General features: G+C 63.1%; 15 protein-coding genes. 6 read left to right on the top strand and 9 right to left on the bottom strand.

Features of this window, described 5'->3' with window-relative positions; genetic code table 11:
- Window position 1: 1 nt before the first annotated feature.
- From P0D52_RS10330 to P0D52_RS10315, 4 genes are read right to left on the bottom strand one after another with little or no spacing between them, the layout of a single operon-like run.
- The gene (locus tag P0D52_RS10330; protein WP_394692574.1) at window positions 2-2,068 is read right to left on the bottom strand and encodes a hypothetical protein; all 2,067 of its coding nucleotides are present in this window, start codon (window positions 2,066-2,068) and stop codon (window positions 2-4) included.
- Entirely contained in the window at window positions 2,065-4,797 is a 2,733-nt protein-coding gene (locus P0D52_RS10325) for a DUF4159 domain-containing protein (protein ID WP_394692573.1), read from the bottom strand. Before P0D52_RS10325 ends, P0D52_RS10330 begins: the two co-directional genes overlap by 4 nt.
- Window positions 4,798-5,694 carry a DUF58 domain-containing protein gene (locus tag P0D52_RS10320; protein ID WP_394692572.1) on the bottom strand — a complete coding sequence of 299 codons (897 nt, stop codon included), beginning with the start codon at window positions 5,692-5,694 and terminating at the stop codon, window positions 4,798-4,800. It abuts the gene before it with no gap.
- A gap of 15 nt (window positions 5,695-5,709) precedes the next feature.
- Window positions 5,710-6,684 (bottom strand): AAA family ATPase, encoded by a 975-nt coding sequence (locus tag P0D52_RS10315; RefSeq protein WP_394694787.1) that lies wholly within the window; start codon window positions 6,682-6,684, stop codon window positions 5,710-5,712.
- Between the two features lie 185 nt (window positions 6,685-6,869).
- Between P0D52_RS10315 and P0D52_RS10310 the strand changes: the two genes are divergently transcribed.
- Genes P0D52_RS10310 through P0D52_RS10295 form a run of 4 tightly spaced genes read left to right on the top strand, consistent with a single transcriptional unit; the run spans window position 6,870 to window position 9,637 of the window.
- Entirely contained in the window at window positions 6,870-7,448 is a 579-nt protein-coding gene (locus P0D52_RS10310) for a DUF1285 domain-containing protein (RefSeq protein WP_394692571.1), read from the top strand.
- The gene (locus tag P0D52_RS10305) at window positions 7,445-8,065 is read left to right on the top strand and encodes a CoA pyrophosphatase (protein WP_394692570.1); all 621 of its coding nucleotides are present in this window, start codon (window positions 7,445-7,447) and stop codon (window positions 8,063-8,065) included. The genes P0D52_RS10310 and P0D52_RS10305 overlap by 4 nt, the downstream gene beginning before the upstream one ends.
- On the top strand, window positions 8,062-8,460 hold the full coding sequence (locus P0D52_RS10300; RefSeq protein ID WP_394692569.1) for a DUF6111 family protein: 399 nt from the start codon (window positions 8,062-8,064) through the stop codon (window positions 8,458-8,460). The genes P0D52_RS10305 and P0D52_RS10300 overlap by 4 nt, the downstream gene beginning before the upstream one ends.
- A complete protein-coding gene (locus P0D52_RS10295) occupies window positions 8,432-9,637 on the top strand; it encodes a CCA tRNA nucleotidyltransferase (protein ID WP_394692568.1) in 1,206 nt (401 codons plus the stop codon). Before P0D52_RS10300 ends, P0D52_RS10295 begins: the two co-directional genes overlap by 29 nt.
- Here P0D52_RS10295 and P0D52_RS10290 read toward each other — a convergent pair.
- From P0D52_RS10290 to P0D52_RS10270, 5 genes are all read right to left on the bottom strand, one after another.
- Window positions 9,634-10,344 carry a CPBP family intramembrane glutamic endopeptidase gene (locus tag P0D52_RS10290; protein WP_394692567.1) on the bottom strand — a complete coding sequence of 237 codons (711 nt, stop codon included), beginning with the start codon at window positions 10,342-10,344 and terminating at the stop codon, window positions 9,634-9,636. The two genes, P0D52_RS10295 and P0D52_RS10290, sit on opposite strands and share 4 nt — an antisense overlap.
- A gap of 85 nt (window positions 10,345-10,429) precedes the next feature.
- Window positions 10,430-11,239 (bottom strand): helix-turn-helix domain-containing protein, encoded by an 810-nt coding sequence (locus P0D52_RS10285; protein ID WP_394692566.1) that lies wholly within the window; start codon window positions 11,237-11,239, stop codon window positions 10,430-10,432.
- 54 nt (window positions 11,240-11,293) lie between these two features.
- Window positions 11,294-11,749 carry a hypothetical protein gene (locus tag P0D52_RS10280; protein ID WP_394692565.1) on the bottom strand — a complete coding sequence of 152 codons (456 nt, stop codon included), beginning with the start codon at window positions 11,747-11,749 and terminating at the stop codon, window positions 11,294-11,296.
- Window positions 11,740-12,639, bottom strand: coding sequence for an oxygen-dependent coproporphyrinogen oxidase (gene hemF, locus P0D52_RS10275; protein ID WP_394692564.1), 900 nt, complete (start codon window positions 12,637-12,639; stop codon window positions 11,740-11,742). The genes P0D52_RS10280 and hemF overlap by 10 nt, the downstream gene beginning before the upstream one ends.
- Window positions 12,640-12,721: 82 nt before the next feature.
- Window positions 12,722-13,174, bottom strand: a complete 453-nt coding sequence (locus tag P0D52_RS10270) for a tRNA (cytidine(34)-2'-O)-methyltransferase (RefSeq protein ID WP_394692563.1) — start codon at window positions 13,172-13,174, stop codon at window positions 12,722-12,724.
- Between the two features lie 175 nt (window positions 13,175-13,349).
- Between P0D52_RS10270 and petA the strand changes: the two genes are divergently transcribed.
- A complete protein-coding gene (petA, locus tag P0D52_RS10265; protein ID WP_394692562.1) occupies window positions 13,350-13,952 on the top strand; it encodes a ubiquinol-cytochrome c reductase iron-sulfur subunit in 603 nt (200 codons plus the stop codon).
- Window positions 13,949-15,244, top strand: coding sequence for a cytochrome bc complex cytochrome b subunit (locus P0D52_RS10260; protein ID WP_394692561.1), 1,296 nt, complete (start codon window positions 13,949-13,951; stop codon window positions 15,242-15,244). Before petA ends, P0D52_RS10260 begins: the two co-directional genes overlap by 4 nt.
- Window positions 15,245-15,246 lie beyond the last annotated feature (2 nt).

Here is a 15,246-nt window from a genome sequence, read left to right as displayed (position 1 = left end):
GCTATTGACCTTCGCGCCGCCAGCCAAGGCCCAGAGCGCCGACAATCAGGAGCAGGATCAGCAGAGCCGGCAGCAAAGGTGTCCGCTCGGCACCGCGCACGATATAGCGCTCATTGCGTTGTAATCCGTACCAGTTCCGGCCGGCGGCATCCGTGCCGGCGCGCGTCCGGCGCATTCCCGGCAAGTCCGGCTGATCGCCGGTTCCAAGCGTGTAGCTGCCACCGCCTGTTGTCCGGACCAGCGGCTGCAGGACATCCCGTGTGGGCCGCAGATTGGCGTATTCCAGCGGATTGAGCGGGCCGAGCGCTGCCACAGCCGTCAGATCGCCGGACCGCAACCGCACCAGACCGGATTGCTCATTTGCCTCCGTGGTCGCGGTAAACCGTCCCGGTTCACCGGCCGAAGCCATGTTCAGAGTTTCGGTCCGGCCAGAGGGCCATTCCAGTTCCAGCGGTGGCGGCGCATCGGCCAACGTTGTGCGGTCGGCAACCAGCTGGCCATTGAAGGCACTTGCCGACAGGCGTTCTTCATCCAGCTCGGGTTCACCCATCAGCCAGTGCGCCACGCGGCGGAACATTTCGCCATGTGGACCACCGCCCTGATAGCCGCGCGCCCATAGCCAGCTCTGGTCCGACAGGAGAATGGCTGATCGGCCCTGTCCGGCCCGTGCCAGCACCAGAAGCGGCCCGCCGTCAGGCGCTTCCAGAAGAGTCTCGCCGCCCAGAACTGAGGCATCAATCCGGCGGAACCATTCACCCCACGGATCTTCGCCCTCCAGAGGTGCGAGATTGGCGGTCACCGGGTGACGCGCCCCCGCTTCGGTGATTTCAGGACGATAGGCGCCGGTGGCAATCACGCCGGTCGGACGCGCTGGCAGGACCGCTGCCAGCGGCGAGCGATAGATGGACGTCGCCTGTCCGAAGGGCGGACCGGCCGTGACCAGCAACGCTCCGCCATTATCCACATAACGCGCGATATAGTCGAAATAGAGTGGCGGCATGAGCTGGCGCCGGCGATAGCGGTCGAAAATCACCAGATCAAACTCTTCCAGACGCTCCTCGAACAATTCGCGGGTCGGGAAGGGGATCAGGGACAATTCATCGACGGGTGTATTATCCACGGCCTCCGGCGGGCGCAGGATGGTGAAGTGCACCAGATCGACCGACGGATCGGACTTCAACAGATCACGCCAGGTGCGGGCGCCATTATGCGGCTCGCCGGTAACCAGCAGCACCCGCAAGCGGTCGCGCACGCCGGTGACGGAAACCGCCGCGCGGTTATTGATGAGCGACAGCTCTTCACGGCCGGGCTCAACTTCGATCTCGATGACATTCGCCCCGCGATGCTCGATCGGCGCTGTAACGGTCGTATCCGTGCCGATGGTGATGCGCGCTGTCTGCGGCTCGCCGCCATCGACGCGGAAGGTCAGCGTGGCCGTCCCGGTCATGGCGTCATCCTCGACGCGAATGACAAATTCGGCCGGCTCGTTGACGAGGCCATAGCGCGGCGCATCGACGATCACCAGACGCCGGTCACCGCTCTCCGGATTGCCGGTCAGCAGGTGATGGACCGGCGCGTCAATTTCCAGTGCTTCGGCATCGTCCGGCATGTCATGCACGCGGCCGTCGGACGCCAATACAATCCCGGCCAGGCGATCACGCGGAATTCCGGCCAGAGCGGCCTGCATGGCATCGAGTGCCAGCGTGCCATTCTCGTCATTGCCGATTTCTGCCTCGACCAGATCGAGTTCCGGATCGGCTTCCGCGCGCGCTCTCAGATCGGCCAGCGCCGCATCGGCGGCTTCGCGGCGGCCGGGTATCTCCATCGAATCCGAGCGGTCGATGATTGCCAGCGCAATATCGGGCAGAGCTTCGCGTTCTTCCTCGACCAGAGACGGGTTCATCAAAACCGCCGAGATCAACAGAACCGACAGGCTGCGCCAGAGCCAGCCATTGAGCCGGCGGATGGCGCCAATGCCTGTGGTCACCAGAGCCAGCGCGGCCAGCGAACCGATCGCCCAGACCGGAATCAGCGGCGCAAAATCGAGGGTGGTCGCGGCGACACTCATTGGCCCAGCCTTTCCAGCAACGCCGGGATATGGACCTGGTCCGCCTTGTAATTGCCGGTCAGCGCATACATGGCGAGATTCATGCCGAAGCGCCGCGCCATTTCCCGTTCGCGCTCGCCGCCTTCGACGGGATAAAGGGTCTGGCCATTGGCATCGGTCGCCCAGGCCGAGGCCCAGTCATTCGAACCGATGACCACGCCGGACGCACCATCACGGGAGGCTCCATCCGGATCTGCTTCCACCCAGACCGGACCGCCACTGATGCGGCCGGGAAAGTCCTGCAGGAGATAGAAGGACCGGGTCAGCACATGGTCCGGATCAATACGGGCCAGTGCCGGCACATCCACGGCCTCCAGAAGGCGCGCCAGACCGGGATGCGGCGCACCGGCGCGCGTTGCGGCAATATCGGCATCCTGCGTATCAAAAATGATCAGCCCGCCGGACTGGATATAGCGAGAGACCCGTGCCGCCGCTTCATCGGATAAGGGCGGGGAATTCTGCAGCACTGGCCAGTAGATGATCGGGAAGAAGACGAGCTCGTTTTCCTCTACATTCACCGCCATCGGTTCCTGTGGCTCCATAGCGCTACGGCGGGTGATCTCGCGGCTGATGCCGAACAGGCCGGCCCGGCTACGGTCATCCACATCGCGATTGCCGGTAATGACATAGGCAAAGCGCAGATCGAGCGCCGCATCCATTTCAAAACTGTCGAGATATTGCGTCTGTTGGGCCTGCGCCTGCGGCATGAACCAGACCAGACCCAGCGCGGCAATGAGGGCAGCCACAGCGCCGCCGCGGCGCGGCAGGCGCAAACGGGGCAGACGCCCGGCAAGCGCAAGGCCGATCACGGCATCAATCGCCAGCAGGAAGAGCGCCAGCGCCAGCAAAGGCCCCGCAAAGCGGCGTTCAGCCGGCGCTTCCAGATTGGTGAAGGTGACGCCGGGAAGGGCGCGCGGCAGAGCGGTGATCTCATCCCCGGCGCGCAGCACATTCAGGGCCGCACTCGCCGCCCCTAGCCGATAGATGCCGGGCGGGGTTTCAGCGCTGGCCGTGGTGTTGGTCCAGCTTTGCGCCGGAACCGGTCGCGCGGACACGGGCGGATTGGACAGGCGTCCATCGCCGTCCAGCGCGCGATCAATGACATAGGCGCCGCCACCGGACGGCGTGGCCGAGCCACCTTGCGCGAGCGCGGAAATGCGCCGCAGCATGCGCGGGTAAAGCCCGGTCAGTGGCAGTTCGGACCATTCCGGACCGGCCGTGACGTGAAAGAGCACGACCCAGCCTTCACCCTGCCGCATGGCGGTGACCAGAGGCGTGCCATCTTCGAGCCGCGCCCAGACGCGATCCGCAGACGCCGTGCCGGGTTCCGCCAATACCTGGCTGGAGACGGTCGCTTCCGGCGGGACGGTCAGACCGGCAAAGGGCGAATCCGCGCTGAACGGTGCCAGGGATTGCGGTTCTTCCCATGACAGGGCGCTACCGAAATTGCGGCCGCCCTGACGCAATTGCACCGGCAGCAAATCATCGGGCCGGGCCGCGAGCCGCGGTCCGGCAAAGCGGATCAGAAGCCCGCCCTGATTGACAAAATCGAGCACGCGCTGATCGTCTGTCCGCGCCGCATCGACCATGATCAGGGCGGAGACATTGCTGGCCAGCAGGCCATCAAGGTCATCGCGGCGGGCCTCGGTGAAAGGCTCGATCGCGCGCATCACATAGTGCAGGTCAGAGAGCAGCGGCTGGCCGTCTTCGCTGGCCGCATCAATCACGCCGACACGCGGGCGGCGCCAGGCATCATCCGTCAATTGCGTGCCGCCGGCCGACACCTGTCCCTCAATCCGGATCGCGGCGACGCGGTTGCGCAAATCCAATGGCAATTCAATGTCGGCACGGGCGCGGGTGACGCTCGTCTCCATTTCGACTTCGGTCCGGGCAACAGCGCGGCCATCGCCGGCAGTGGCCACGAGCGAGACGGTGCGCGGCAGATCCGCATCAATCCGCATCACGTCCACGGCAAAACCATTGGGCGTGGCAATCGGCGCGCCCAGCGCGACCGGGGAGCGGCCGGGGCCCGGCAGAATGGCGGTCACCTGTCCCAGCGGATCCAGAATGCGGGCGAGGTTTTCAGACCCGGCAGTGTCGATACCATCGGTGATCCAGACAATCTGCAGATTGTCCGACAGGCCACCGGCATCGACCGCGGCATCAATGCGCCCGGCGGTCAGTTCGCGATTGGGCGGCCAGGCTTCCACATTCACGCCTTCCAGCTGACGGCGCGCAGCGTCCGGTGCGCCCAAGACCAGCTCGGCATCGGGTGACGCATCCGCGGTAAAGACGATGGCGGCCGTGCGGCCGGTTTCTTCTGCCAGATCCAGCCGGTAATTGGCTTCGCGGACCATGTCGCGCCAGGCCGGCGCAGAGGCCCAGCCATTATCCACCACCAGCAGTAGCGGGCGATTGGTCTCGGTATTCACGTCCGGCTGCCAGACCGGACGGGCCAGCGCGATAATCACGATGGCCGCCAGAAGCAGGCGGAATACGATCAGCCACCAGGGCGCATGGTGCGGTGTCTCGGCATCATCCGGCGCGTCCTTCAAGAGACGCAAGGGCGGGAAAACTGCCCGGCGCGGCGGAGGCGGTGTGGCGCGCAAAAGCCGCCAGAGGATCGGCAGGGTCAAAAGCCCGATCAGGGCCAGTGGCGCGGCAAAGGCGAGGGGACCGAGTGCAAACATCTAGATTTCCCTTGCCAGCGCGCGATAGAGCGCCAGTACAGCTTGTGTCGCCGGACGGTCAGTGCGGTGGGTGACCAGCGTCCAGCCATAGGAGCGCGCCAGATCGGCGAGGCGGTCGCCATGTTCCTGCCAGCGGGCGCGATAGGCTTTGCGGGCCTCCTCCGCGCGGCCAAAGAGCAGGCTCTCGCTATCATCGGTCGCTTCAAAACGGGTGCGGCCCTTGAACGGGAAGTCTTCTTCCATCGGGTCGATAATGCGCAGCATCGCGCCGCCGGCCTGCAAGGCGGCATAGCGGGACAGGCGCACGCGCCAGGTTTCAATGGGGTCAAGGAAATCACTGGCCAGCACGACGCGGCCATAACGGCCAATGGGTGCAGATTCGACCGAAGACAGACTGCCGGGGCCAGTGCCCAGCCGGATCGACGTGCGTTCCAGCCCCATTTCACCGCCGCGCGCCCGGGCGCTTTCGCCCAGAGCCGCAATGCGTTCACCGCCCCGCGACAACAGCGCCGCCATGGCGATCATGCAGACAGCCGCCCGGTCTTTCTTCAGCGGCAGATCGCGCGAGGATCCGAAATCCATGGTCGAGGAGCCATCGCGCCAGAGCCAGACCGTATTGGCCGCTTCCTGCTCATTCTCCCGGACATAGAGTTCAGACGACTTGGCCGACATGCGCCAGTCGACGGCTTGCGCGCCATCTTCCGCGCGGTGGTGGCGATATTCCCAGAAAGTTTCGCCGGTTCCGCGCTTGCGCTGTCCGTGCACGCCCATGACGACGCTGGCTGCAATCCGCTCGGCCTCGGCCACCAGCTCGCCAAACGGCGCAGCGGCGGCCTCACCGGCCTGACGCAGGTCAGCCGCGCGTTTGGCGGTGTCACGGGCAAAGGGCGAGCGCATCGGCGCGAATGTCCTTTAGGCGGCTTTGGTGGCGAGGCGGGAAATCAGGGATTCCAGTGTCAGACCGTCCGCGCGGGCGGCGAAAGACAGCGCCATGCGGTGTTTCAGAACCGGCTCGGCCAGCGCGGCGACATCTTCCGTCGACGGTGCCAGGCGGCCCTGCAGCAGAGCGCGCGCCCGAACCGCGAGCATCAGGGCCTGACCGGCGCGCGGTCCCGGACCCCAGGAGACGCCGTTCTGCACTTCCTTGTCATCGCTTTCATCCGGGCGGGCCAGATGGACCAGATCAAGGATGGCATCGACAACTTTCTCGCCAACCGGCATGCGGCGCACCAGCGCCTGTAGGTCGAGAATCTCGGCCGGGGACAGAACTGCCTCCGCCTGATTTTCAGACGCGCCGGTCGTCGCCAGCAGGATTTCGCGCTCATCGCCGCGTTCCGGATAGGGAATGTCGACGCGCAGGAGGAAACGGTCGAGCTGGGCTTCCGGCAGCGGATAAGTGCCTTCCTGCTCGATCGGGTTTTGCGTGGCCAGAACATGGAAAGGTTCCGGCAGATCATAGCGCTGACCGGCGACCGTCACATGATGTTCCTGCATGGCCTGCAGAAGCGCGGCCTGCGTGCGCGGGCTGGCGCGGTTGATTTCGTCCGCCATCAGCAGGCGGCAGAAGACCGGGCCCTGGATGAAGCGGAAGGAGCGTTTGCCGCCCGTACCTTCTTCCAGCACTTCGGAGCCGAGAATATCGGCCGGCATCAGATCCGGCGTGAACTGGATGCGCTTGGTGTCGAGCCCGGTCGCAATGGCGAGCGTTTCCACCAGCTTGGTCTTGGCCAGACCCGGCGCACCCACCAGAAGCGCATGACCACCGGAGAGAATGGCCGCGAGACACAATTCGATCTGATCTTCCAGACCGTAGATGACCTTGCCGATGGAGGCCCGCGTTGCCGCGAGGCGTTCCGTTGCAATATCAGCCGCTTCGACCACATCCATCGTTGCCAGAGACGGCGCTTTCGGGGCGGCCGCCTTGCGCGGTTTGCGGGCCGTTGTCGTCTTTTTTGCAGGACTTGCCGGTTTTTTCGCCAAGGTTATCTCCCTAAATCCCTGTATGAACTAGCGCACGGCTTCGACCGGTCACGTTTGTTGGTGAAGAATGACAATGCAAATACGGAGTGTCCATGCCCGGCGACCATACAACACCTGATCTGATGCAGTCGCTGTTGAAAGCAGCCGAATCATCCGGCGACGGATACCCGCCCGTCGACAAGTGGAATCCCACCCATTGCGATACAATGGATATGGTGATCCGCCGGGATGGCAGCTGGTGGCATGAAGGGCGTCGCATCACCCGCGAACGTCTCGTAAAGCTGTTTGCGCGTATCTTGCGAAAAGATGACGATGGCGTTCATTATCTCGTAACGCCGGTCGAAAAGCAGGCCGTCCAGGTCGAGGCCGCGCCCTTTGTGGCGGTGCGTGTGGACCATGGCGAAGAGGCCGGAGAGCCGGTGCTGCTATTCACAACAAATCTGGGGGATGTGGTGGCCGCGGGCCCCGATCATCCAATCCGCGTCGAAATCGATCCTGAAACCGGCGAGCCGGAACCCTTCATCCTGATCCGCGGACGGCTGGAGGCCCTGATCAACCGCCCGGCCTTCTACGAACTGGTTGAGCAGGCCGAGATTCGCAAGGCGGGTGGCAAGAAGACCTTGTATGTCCGGTCCAGAGGCGAGGATTTTGAACTGGGCCGTGCCGAATGACGCCGCAGTCCATTCTTGATCTGCTGGACGCGAAGCTCGACCACCCTGACCGCCCGGCCAACACCGCGGCGCGCGGCGATGGCGATCTGGATGGGCGGATCATTCCCTCCGGGGCAAAACTGAATCAGGCGGCCGTTCTGGCGCCGCTCATCCTGCATGACGGGCCGCCGCGCTTCCTGTTTACGGTGCGGGCGGCGCATCTGACCAAGCATGCCGGCCAGATTTCCTTTCCGGGTGGCCGCCGCGAACCGGGCGAAACCCTGGCGCAAACCGCCTTGCGGGAAACACAGGAAGAAATCGGCATTGGCCCGGAATTCATTGATATTCTGGGCTGTTTCGATCCCTATGAAACAGTCACTGCCTATCAGGTCACGCCTTTTGTCGGCGTGGTAAAGCCCGGATATACGGTCACGCCGGATCATCAAGAGGTATCCGCGGTCTTCGAAACCCCCTTTGATTTTCTCATGAATGCGGCGAATCATGAGCGTCATGAAATGGAATTTCGCGGGAAGATGCGCCGCTTCTGGGCGATGCCATACCGGGAACACTATATCTGGGGGGCAACAGCGGGAATGTTGAAGGCGCTTCACGACCGGCTGTTTGGAGACATGCAATGATCAGACTGGCTTTTCTGGAGCTTCTGCTCTTCACCTCGCCCTTCATCCTGTTCGCCCTGTGGCGATTGTCGATGAAGGCGACCGAAGAGGTCGTGGATCACAAGCCGGCCCCGACCCTCATTCTGTCGGCCATCGGCGGATTCCTTGCCGCTGCGGGCTTTGTCTTTCTGGTGCTGACATCGCATGCCGGCGATTCCGGGCACACCACCTATGTGCCGCCGCGCCTGAGCGATGGGACCATCAATCGCGCCGAGTTCAACAATAATCCGGGCGAGGCTCCGCAACAGGACACCCGCAATTTTGGCGAGCCGTCCAACCATACGGTCACGCGCGATCTCGACGAAGGCGCAGAGGATGAGGACGGGGATGATGGCGGTTCGCCTCAACCCCGCTGATCATGACTGGATGACGGCGCCCGCCACGCGGCGGGTCATGTCCGCCCTCGACGCAGTTGCGCCGGGCGGATCGCGTTTTGTCGGCGGCAGCGTCCGCAACGCCCTGCTGGGCGAGCCGGTCGCCGATATTGATATTGCGACAATACTGGAGCCTGAAGCGGCAAAGGCCGCGCTGGAAGCCGCCGGGATTGCCGTGCATCCCACAGGGATCGAACATGGCACGCTAACGGCGGTGGCCGATCATTGCCCGTTTGAGGTGACAACCTTGCGCCGCGATGTCTCGACGGATGGCCGCCGCGCCACCGTCGCCTTCACGACCGACTGGGCCGAGGACGCCGCGCGCCGCGATTTCCGGATCAATGCGCTCTATGCCGACATGACGGGCGAGATTTTCGACCTCGTCGGCGGCCTCGATGATATCCCGGATCGCCGCATCGTCTTCATCGGCAGGGCGGAGGACCGGATCGCCGAGGATTATCTGCGCATTTTGCGCTTCTTCCGCTTCTTTGCCCGCTACGGGCAGGGCGAGCCGGACGCCGAGGCCGTGCGCGCTTGTACGGCGATGACGGACGGGCTGGCGCAGCTTTCGGCAGAGCGGGTCTGGGCCGAGACGAAAAAACTCCTCGCCGCGCCGGATCCGGCGCCGGCCCTTCGCCTGATGGCGGAAACCGGCGTGTCGGCGGCGCTGTTTGGCGAGGCCGGGGATGCAGACCGCGTCGCGGCGCTCGTGCGGCTCGGCGCGGAGGATTCGCTGGTGCGCTTTACTGGCTGGATGGGCGGGAGGGCGGCCCGCCTGATCTCCCATCTGAAACTGTCCAACGCCGAAGCCCTGCGAATTCGGAAAATGACGGACCCGGAATTGTCGCGGACCATCGAGACCAATTGGCCTGTGCGCGCCGAACTGGAGAAGCTCGTCTATCGGCACGGCAATGCCGCCATCGCCGATCAGCTTTTTCTGATCTTCTCTGCGACGGAGGCGCCGGTGGAAGGCTGGGGCGGAGCGATTGCGCATGCCCTGTCGTTTGATGCCCCGGTCTTCCCGGTCACAGGGGCGGACCTGAAGTGGGCGGGTATCGCCGCCGGGCCGGACATGGGTGAGACCCTGCGGCGTCTGGAAGAAGCCTGGATCGACAGCCGTTTCCGGCTGTCGAAGGCGGATTTGCTCAACCTGATCTAGACGTCCAGGTCCAGATACATCGCCGTGAAGCCGAGCGTATCGACAGCGCCATGGGCAATGATCAGCGGCCAGATATTGCGCTTGTAGAGAACGTAGAGCGTGCCGATGGCGAGGCCGATCATGCCGGTCACCACAAGGCCGCGAAAGCCCTGATAATACATGTGCGCGACACCAAACCCGATGGCCGGGATGAGCACGGCCAGCGGCAGCGCCCATTTCGCATGCGGCAGCAAGGCCTCGACACGGTTGATCATATAGCCGCGGAAGAAGACCTCCTCGCCAAACCCGGCACTGATCCACGCAATTGCCAGCCAGAGCAGATAGACCGGCAGATTACCAACGATATTGCCCCAGCGATCCTCGACGCCGCTCATGGTCTCGCCTGTGGTCCAGAGCCCCAGCGCGTCTCCGGCGAAAGCCGTACCGGCGCCCAGCCCGATGATGGCGACAATGCCCAGAAGGGCCTGGGGGGCGAGCAGGGCCCAGGATTTCCAGCCCGGAAGTTTTCGCAGGCCAAATCCGGCCCAGCTTTCGCGATGGCGCCAGGTAAAGAATCCGATGGCGATGAAGGTGCAGAGGAGAGAGAGCGGCCCGGCAAATTTCCAGACGATCTGATCGAAGACAAGTTTCGACCCGACCAGAACGGCCAGAACGATGAGCACTTCAATCAGGAGGGATATGCGGGTACGGGGGGAGGCATTCGGCATGGCAGTTCACCTGTTCAGGAGGTTGTTATGTCCTGCCAGTGTGGCCGTTAGGGCGAGCCGTTTCTTGAACGATCGTGCGCGGGCCTTAGTGGACCAGCTTTTGCCAGGCTTTCGGCGTGATGCCGAAGGCTTTCTTGAAGTCGCGGGTCAGATGGCTCTGGTCGGCAAACCCGGTCGCATAGGCGGTATCCGCCAGCGAACCCGGTTCGCGAAGCATGGCCCGCGCGCGATCCAGGCGACGCAGCTGACCGAAGCGATAGGGGCTGGTGCCGAACAGGGCGCGGAAATCCCGGCTGAGTTGCCAGCGATTCTGCCCGGTCAGCGCTTCCAGCTCATCCAGGCTGATCGTTCGTTGGGGTGTCTCGATGATGAAATTTCGCGCCATATGCGCGGCGGCCGCATCCGCGATGGAGGCCGAACCGGCCGCGCCGCTGGCGGCCAGCATGGCTTCGGCCAGATCGGCCAGGGCCGCTTCGAATTCGGCAGCGGTGAGCGGAGCCGCCATGTCGGACAGGAGCGGCGTGATCACGTCAATCAGCCGGCCATCCCGCGTTACACCGCCTTCGATGAAGGGCAGGGCGCGTCCGTCCAGAGCCAGCTGCAGAGCGGCGGGGTCGATGGAGATACCGCGATAGTGAAACCCGGCCTCCGTTCCGGCACGGCCATCATGTTTTTCATCCGGATGCAGGACCACCAGCTCGCCGGGATGAGAGGTCCGCATTTCACCGCGATAGTCGAAACACTGGATACCCGCGCAGGTGAGGGCAAAGACATAGGTGTCGTGCCGGTGCGGCGCATAGGCGTGATTCCGGACGCGGATATCCACCCGTGCCGGAGCGATATATCGGCCGGGTGCCGATATCAGGGTCAGGCCCTCATCCATGAATTTGCACATGTCTCATGGTCAGAAGATGCGCGGTCGCGACAATCGGATGCGTTGCGGCTGTGATCAGGCCGACTGGCGGTGCGGCTGGGCCAGCATCCAGAAGGTCAGAGCGGCCGCGCCGCCGCCGAGGGTCGAGGAGATTTCCCGGATGGGCGAGGGCAATTGCGATATGAGAATAATGTCGGGCAGGAGCGGGATTAGCCAGCTCAGCGCGTAGCCGATGATCAGACCCAGCGCCACAATGGCCCAGAGCTGGAGCAGGCCGATCCGGCCCAGCCCCCACAACATCGCCGCGCCGAGCGGGAAAACAAGCGCCGCCATGATCGGCGTGGCGAAGAAAACGTACATCAGCGCGAACATGATGATGCCGTACATGTCCGGCACGCCGCCGGTTTCCGAAAATTGCAAACCGGCGACGACGCTGGCCCCGAGCATGATCCCGGCCGCGACAAAGCTCGCGCCCATCAGACCCGTAATGATCTTTCCAGAACCGCGCTGCGGGGTATCGGTCAGGGCCATTTGGCCTCCGGTGGCATGGACGACAGGATGGATTTTACATTGCCCCCTGTCTCGAGTCCGAATTTTGTACCACGGTCATACAGCAAGTTAAACTCGGCATAGCGGCCCCGGCGGATCAATTGTTCCTCGCGGTCGGCGGCCGTCCACGGCGTGGCCATGCGGGTTCGGACGATCTTCGGATAGACCGCCAGAAAAGCCCGGCCGACATCCTGCGTGAAGGCAAAATCCGCCGCCCAGTCGCCGGTATCATACCGGTCGTAGAAAATCCCGCCCACGCCGCGCGGCTCATTGCGGTGCTTCAGCCAGAAATATTCCTCGCACCATTTTTCAAAGCGGTCGTGGAAATCATCGCCATGCTGGTCACAGACCGTCTTGCAGGCGGCGTGGAAGGTCACGGCATCATCAAAGGACTTGTCGCGCTGATAATCCTGCGTCGGATTGAGATCCATGCCGCCGCCAAACCAGCCCTTCGTCGTCGCGATGAAACGCGTATTCATGTGAACGGCGGGGACATGGGGGTTTTGCATGTGCGCGATCAGCGAAATGCCGGACGCCCAGAAGCGGGGATCGTGTTCCGCACCCGGTATCTGCTTGGCAAATTCCGGCGAAAACTCGCCATAGACGGTCGAGCAATGCACGCCGACCTTTTCAAACAGCCGGCCCTTCATGATCGAGGCGACACCGCCGCCCTGATCGGATGATCCATCGCCGCGCGACCAGGCTTCGCGCTCGAACCGGCCCGGCGTACCGGGATAGAGGTTGGCAGGCGCTTCGTCTTCCAGGCGTTCGAACTCCGCGCAGATTTCGTCGCGCAGTGCCTCGAACCAGCCCTTGGCGGTCGCTTTTTCCGTTTCCAGTGCCATGGCGGGGGTCTCCGAACCGTCCAGCATTGTCGTTATCCTTTCGTGACTGAAACTGGCCACGAATAAAACCCTACTTGCAGTGTGGGGAAATGAGGCGCGCCGCCGCGCGTCAGGCTGACGCAGCCGATATCTGGCGCATCGCCTCGGCCAGGGCGATGCCGGCGCTCATGGAGACATTCAGCGAGCGCGTTTCCGGCCGGATCGGGATGAAGACGCGCGCATCGGCATCATCATGCACAGAATCGGGCACGCCGGCGCTTTCGCGCCCGAAAACCAGCTGATCGTCCGGCCGGAATGAAAAATCCCACAGGGATGTTGCTGCTTTTGTTGTGAACAACACCATGCGGCCTGCGCTGCGGCCGGCCCGCCATTTCTCATACGAATCATGGCGCTGAAAGTCTGCCAGAGGTGCGTAATCCAGCGCTGCACGGCGCATCGCCTTGTCATTCAGCGGAAAGGCACACGGCTCGATCACGTCAAGCCCGGCACCAAAACAGGCCGCCAGACGGATCGAAGCGCCGAGGTTTTGCGGAATATCTGGTTGAAAAAATACGATCCGCATTTTAAGCCGCGCTGGATATGGGGTTTGGGGACATGCGGCGGGATGCCGCTTCGCCTCCAATCCCGATACGAGTTAAGTGACGCGGTGATGCCTTTGTTGGGCAATCCGCGTCAAGCGGGGTAAGCCGGTTGCGTCCGCAGCCGGACTGTAAGGCAAGATAATCAAGAGGTCGGCCGTGACAGACCATACCACCGAAGAACCGACACGCCGGGACTTCATTTATATCGTCGCCGGGGGCGCAGCTGCTATTGGCGGTGCGATGACCATCTGGCCATTCATTCACCAGATGAATCCGGCAGCGGATACGCTGGCTCTGGGCTCTATCCGCAAGGATATCTCCAGCCTCGGCGTTGGCCAGGAAATCACCGTCATGTTCCGCGGTGGCCCGGTCTTCATCCGCCGGCGCACGGAAGCCGAGATCGCCGAAGCGCGTGCCGTCGAACTCGACCGCCTGCCGGACGATCTCGCCCGTAATGAAAATCTGCCGGACGACGCCTCTGCCGCTGACGCGAACCGGGTGCTCAATCCGGAATTCCTGATCGTCAAAGGCAATTGCACCCACCTTGGCTGTGTGCCGGTGGGCAATGGTGCAGGCGATTACGATGGCTGGTTCTGCCCCTGCCACGGCTCGCACTACGACGCGTCGGCCCGTATCCGCCGCGGCCCGGCCCCGGAAAATCTGCCGGTTCCCGCCTACATTTTCGAGAATGAAGGCGCCGTTGTGAAACTCGGAGCCTCTTCGGATGAGGTCGCCACGGCCGGATGGAGCGTCGCATGAGCCATCAGTCTACCTACGTCCCGCAGACCGGTATCGAGAAATGGCTTGATGCCCGCCTGCCGATCGTGCGCCTGGGCTGGGACTCCTTTGTGGATTTCCCGACCCCGCGCAACCTGAACTACTGGTACACATTCGGCGGCATCCTGACCGTCTGCCTGATGATCCAGATCCTGTCCGGCATCGTGCTGGCCATGCACTATGTGCCGCATGTCGATCACGCTTTTGACTCGGTGGAACGTATCCGCCGCGACGTGAATTATGGCTGGCTGATCCAGTCCATGCACGCAAATGGCGCGTCCATGTTCTTCCTGGCGGTCTACCTGCACATGCTGCGCGGCCTGTATTACGGCTCCTACAAGGCTCCGCGGGAGCTGTTGTGGATCCTGGGCGTGGTGATCTACCTGCTGATGATGGCCGCCGCCTTCCTGGGCTATGTGCTGCCCTGGGGCCAGATGTCCTATTGGGGCGCGATGGTGATCACCAACCTGTTCGGCGCGCTGCCGGTCGTGGGTGAGGGCATCCGCGAATGGCTGTGGGGCGACTTCGCCGTGGGCAATGCCACGCTGAACCGCTTCTTCTCCCTGCACTACCTCATTCCGTTCCTGATTGCGGGTCTCGTGATACTGCACATCTGGGCGCTGCACGTGCCGGGTAATAACAACCCGACCGGCGTCGAGGTGAAGGGCAAGGGCGATACCCTGCCATTCCACCCGTATTACACGGTGAAGGATGGCTTCGCGATTGTCGTCTTCCTGATGATATTTGCAGGCTTTGTCTTCTACCTGCCGAATGTGCTGGGCCATGCGGACAACTCCATCGAGGCCAATCCTCTGGTTACGCCTGCGCACATTGTGCCTGAATGGTACTTCCTGCCCTTCTACGCCATCCTGCGCGCCGTCACCTTCGATATTGGACCGATCAGCGCCAAGCTTGGCGGTGTGCTGGCCATGTTCGGTGCCATCGGTGTGCTCTTCGTCCTGCCCTGGCTGGACGGATCGCCGGTGAAATCCATGCGCTATCGTCCGATTGCCAAATGGTGCTTCCTGATCTTCGTGATTGCCTGCTTCGGCCTTGGCTGGTGCGGCGCGGAGAATCCGGACAATCTGGTGTTCGAATTCGGCGGTGTCGGCATGCCCTTCGTGGTGCTGTCGCAAATCCTCACCGCATACTACTTTGCCTACTTCCTGATCATTCTTCCGGTGCTCGGCTTTATTGAGAAACCGAAGGAAAGACCGGAAAGTATTGAAGCCTCCGTTCTGGGTAATCAGCCCACTGCGGCTCCGGCGGAATAGGG

The organism is Hyphobacterium sp. (assembly GCF_043584775.1).
Lineage (GTDB): Bacteria > Pseudomonadota > Alphaproteobacteria > Caulobacterales > Maricaulaceae > Hyphobacterium.
Note: the sequence above shows the minus strand (reverse complement) of the source record. Positions and strands in the feature narration are given on the sequence as shown.

What these genes read in the sequence shown, in the direction of transcription:
- P0D52_RS10330 (WP_394692574.1), bottom strand. Translation starts at nt 2,068, where the DNA reads ATGAGTGTCGCCGCGACCACCCTCGATTTTGCGCCGCTGATTCCGGTC.
- P0D52_RS10325 (WP_394692573.1), bottom strand. Translation starts at nt 4,797, where the DNA reads ATGTTTGCACTCGGTCCCCTCGCCTTTGCCGCGCCACTGGCCCTGATC.
- P0D52_RS10320 (WP_394692572.1), bottom strand. Translation starts at nt 5,694, where the DNA reads ATGCGCTCGCCCTTTGCCCGTGACACCGCCAAACGCGCGGCTGACCTG.
- P0D52_RS10315 (WP_394694787.1), bottom strand. Translation starts at nt 6,684, where the DNA reads ATGGATGTGGTCGAAGCGGCTGATATTGCAACGGAACGCCTCGCGGCA.
- P0D52_RS10310 (WP_394692571.1), top strand. Translation starts at nt 6,870, where the DNA reads ATGCCCGGCGACCATACAACACCTGATCTGATGCAGTCGCTGTTGAAA.
- P0D52_RS10305 (WP_394692570.1), top strand. Translation starts at nt 7,445, where the DNA reads ATGACGCCGCAGTCCATTCTTGATCTGCTGGACGCGAAGCTCGACCAC.
- P0D52_RS10300 (WP_394692569.1), top strand. Translation starts at nt 8,062, where the DNA reads ATGATCAGACTGGCTTTTCTGGAGCTTCTGCTCTTCACCTCGCCCTTC.
- P0D52_RS10295 (WP_394692568.1), top strand. Translation starts at nt 8,432, where the DNA reads ATGATGGCGGTTCGCCTCAACCCCGCTGATCATGACTGGATGACGGCG.
- P0D52_RS10290 (WP_394692567.1), bottom strand. Translation starts at nt 10,344, where the DNA reads ATGCCGAATGCCTCCCCCCGTACCCGCATATCCCTCCTGATTGAAGTG.
- P0D52_RS10285 (WP_394692566.1), bottom strand. Translation starts at nt 11,239, where the DNA reads ATGTGCAAATTCATGGATGAGGGCCTGACCCTGATATCGGCACCCGGC.
- P0D52_RS10280 (WP_394692565.1), bottom strand. Translation starts at nt 11,749, where the DNA reads ATGGCCCTGACCGATACCCCGCAGCGCGGTTCTGGAAAGATCATTACG.
- hemF (WP_394692564.1), bottom strand. Translation starts at nt 12,639, where the DNA reads ATGCTGGACGGTTCGGAGACCCCCGCCATGGCACTGGAAACGGAAAAA.
- P0D52_RS10270 (WP_394692563.1), bottom strand. Translation starts at nt 13,174, where the DNA reads ATGCGGATCGTATTTTTTCAACCAGATATTCCGCAAAACCTCGGCGCT.
- P0D52_RS10260 (WP_394692561.1), top strand. Translation starts at nt 13,949, where the DNA reads ATGAGCCATCAGTCTACCTACGTCCCGCAGACCGGTATCGAGAAATGG.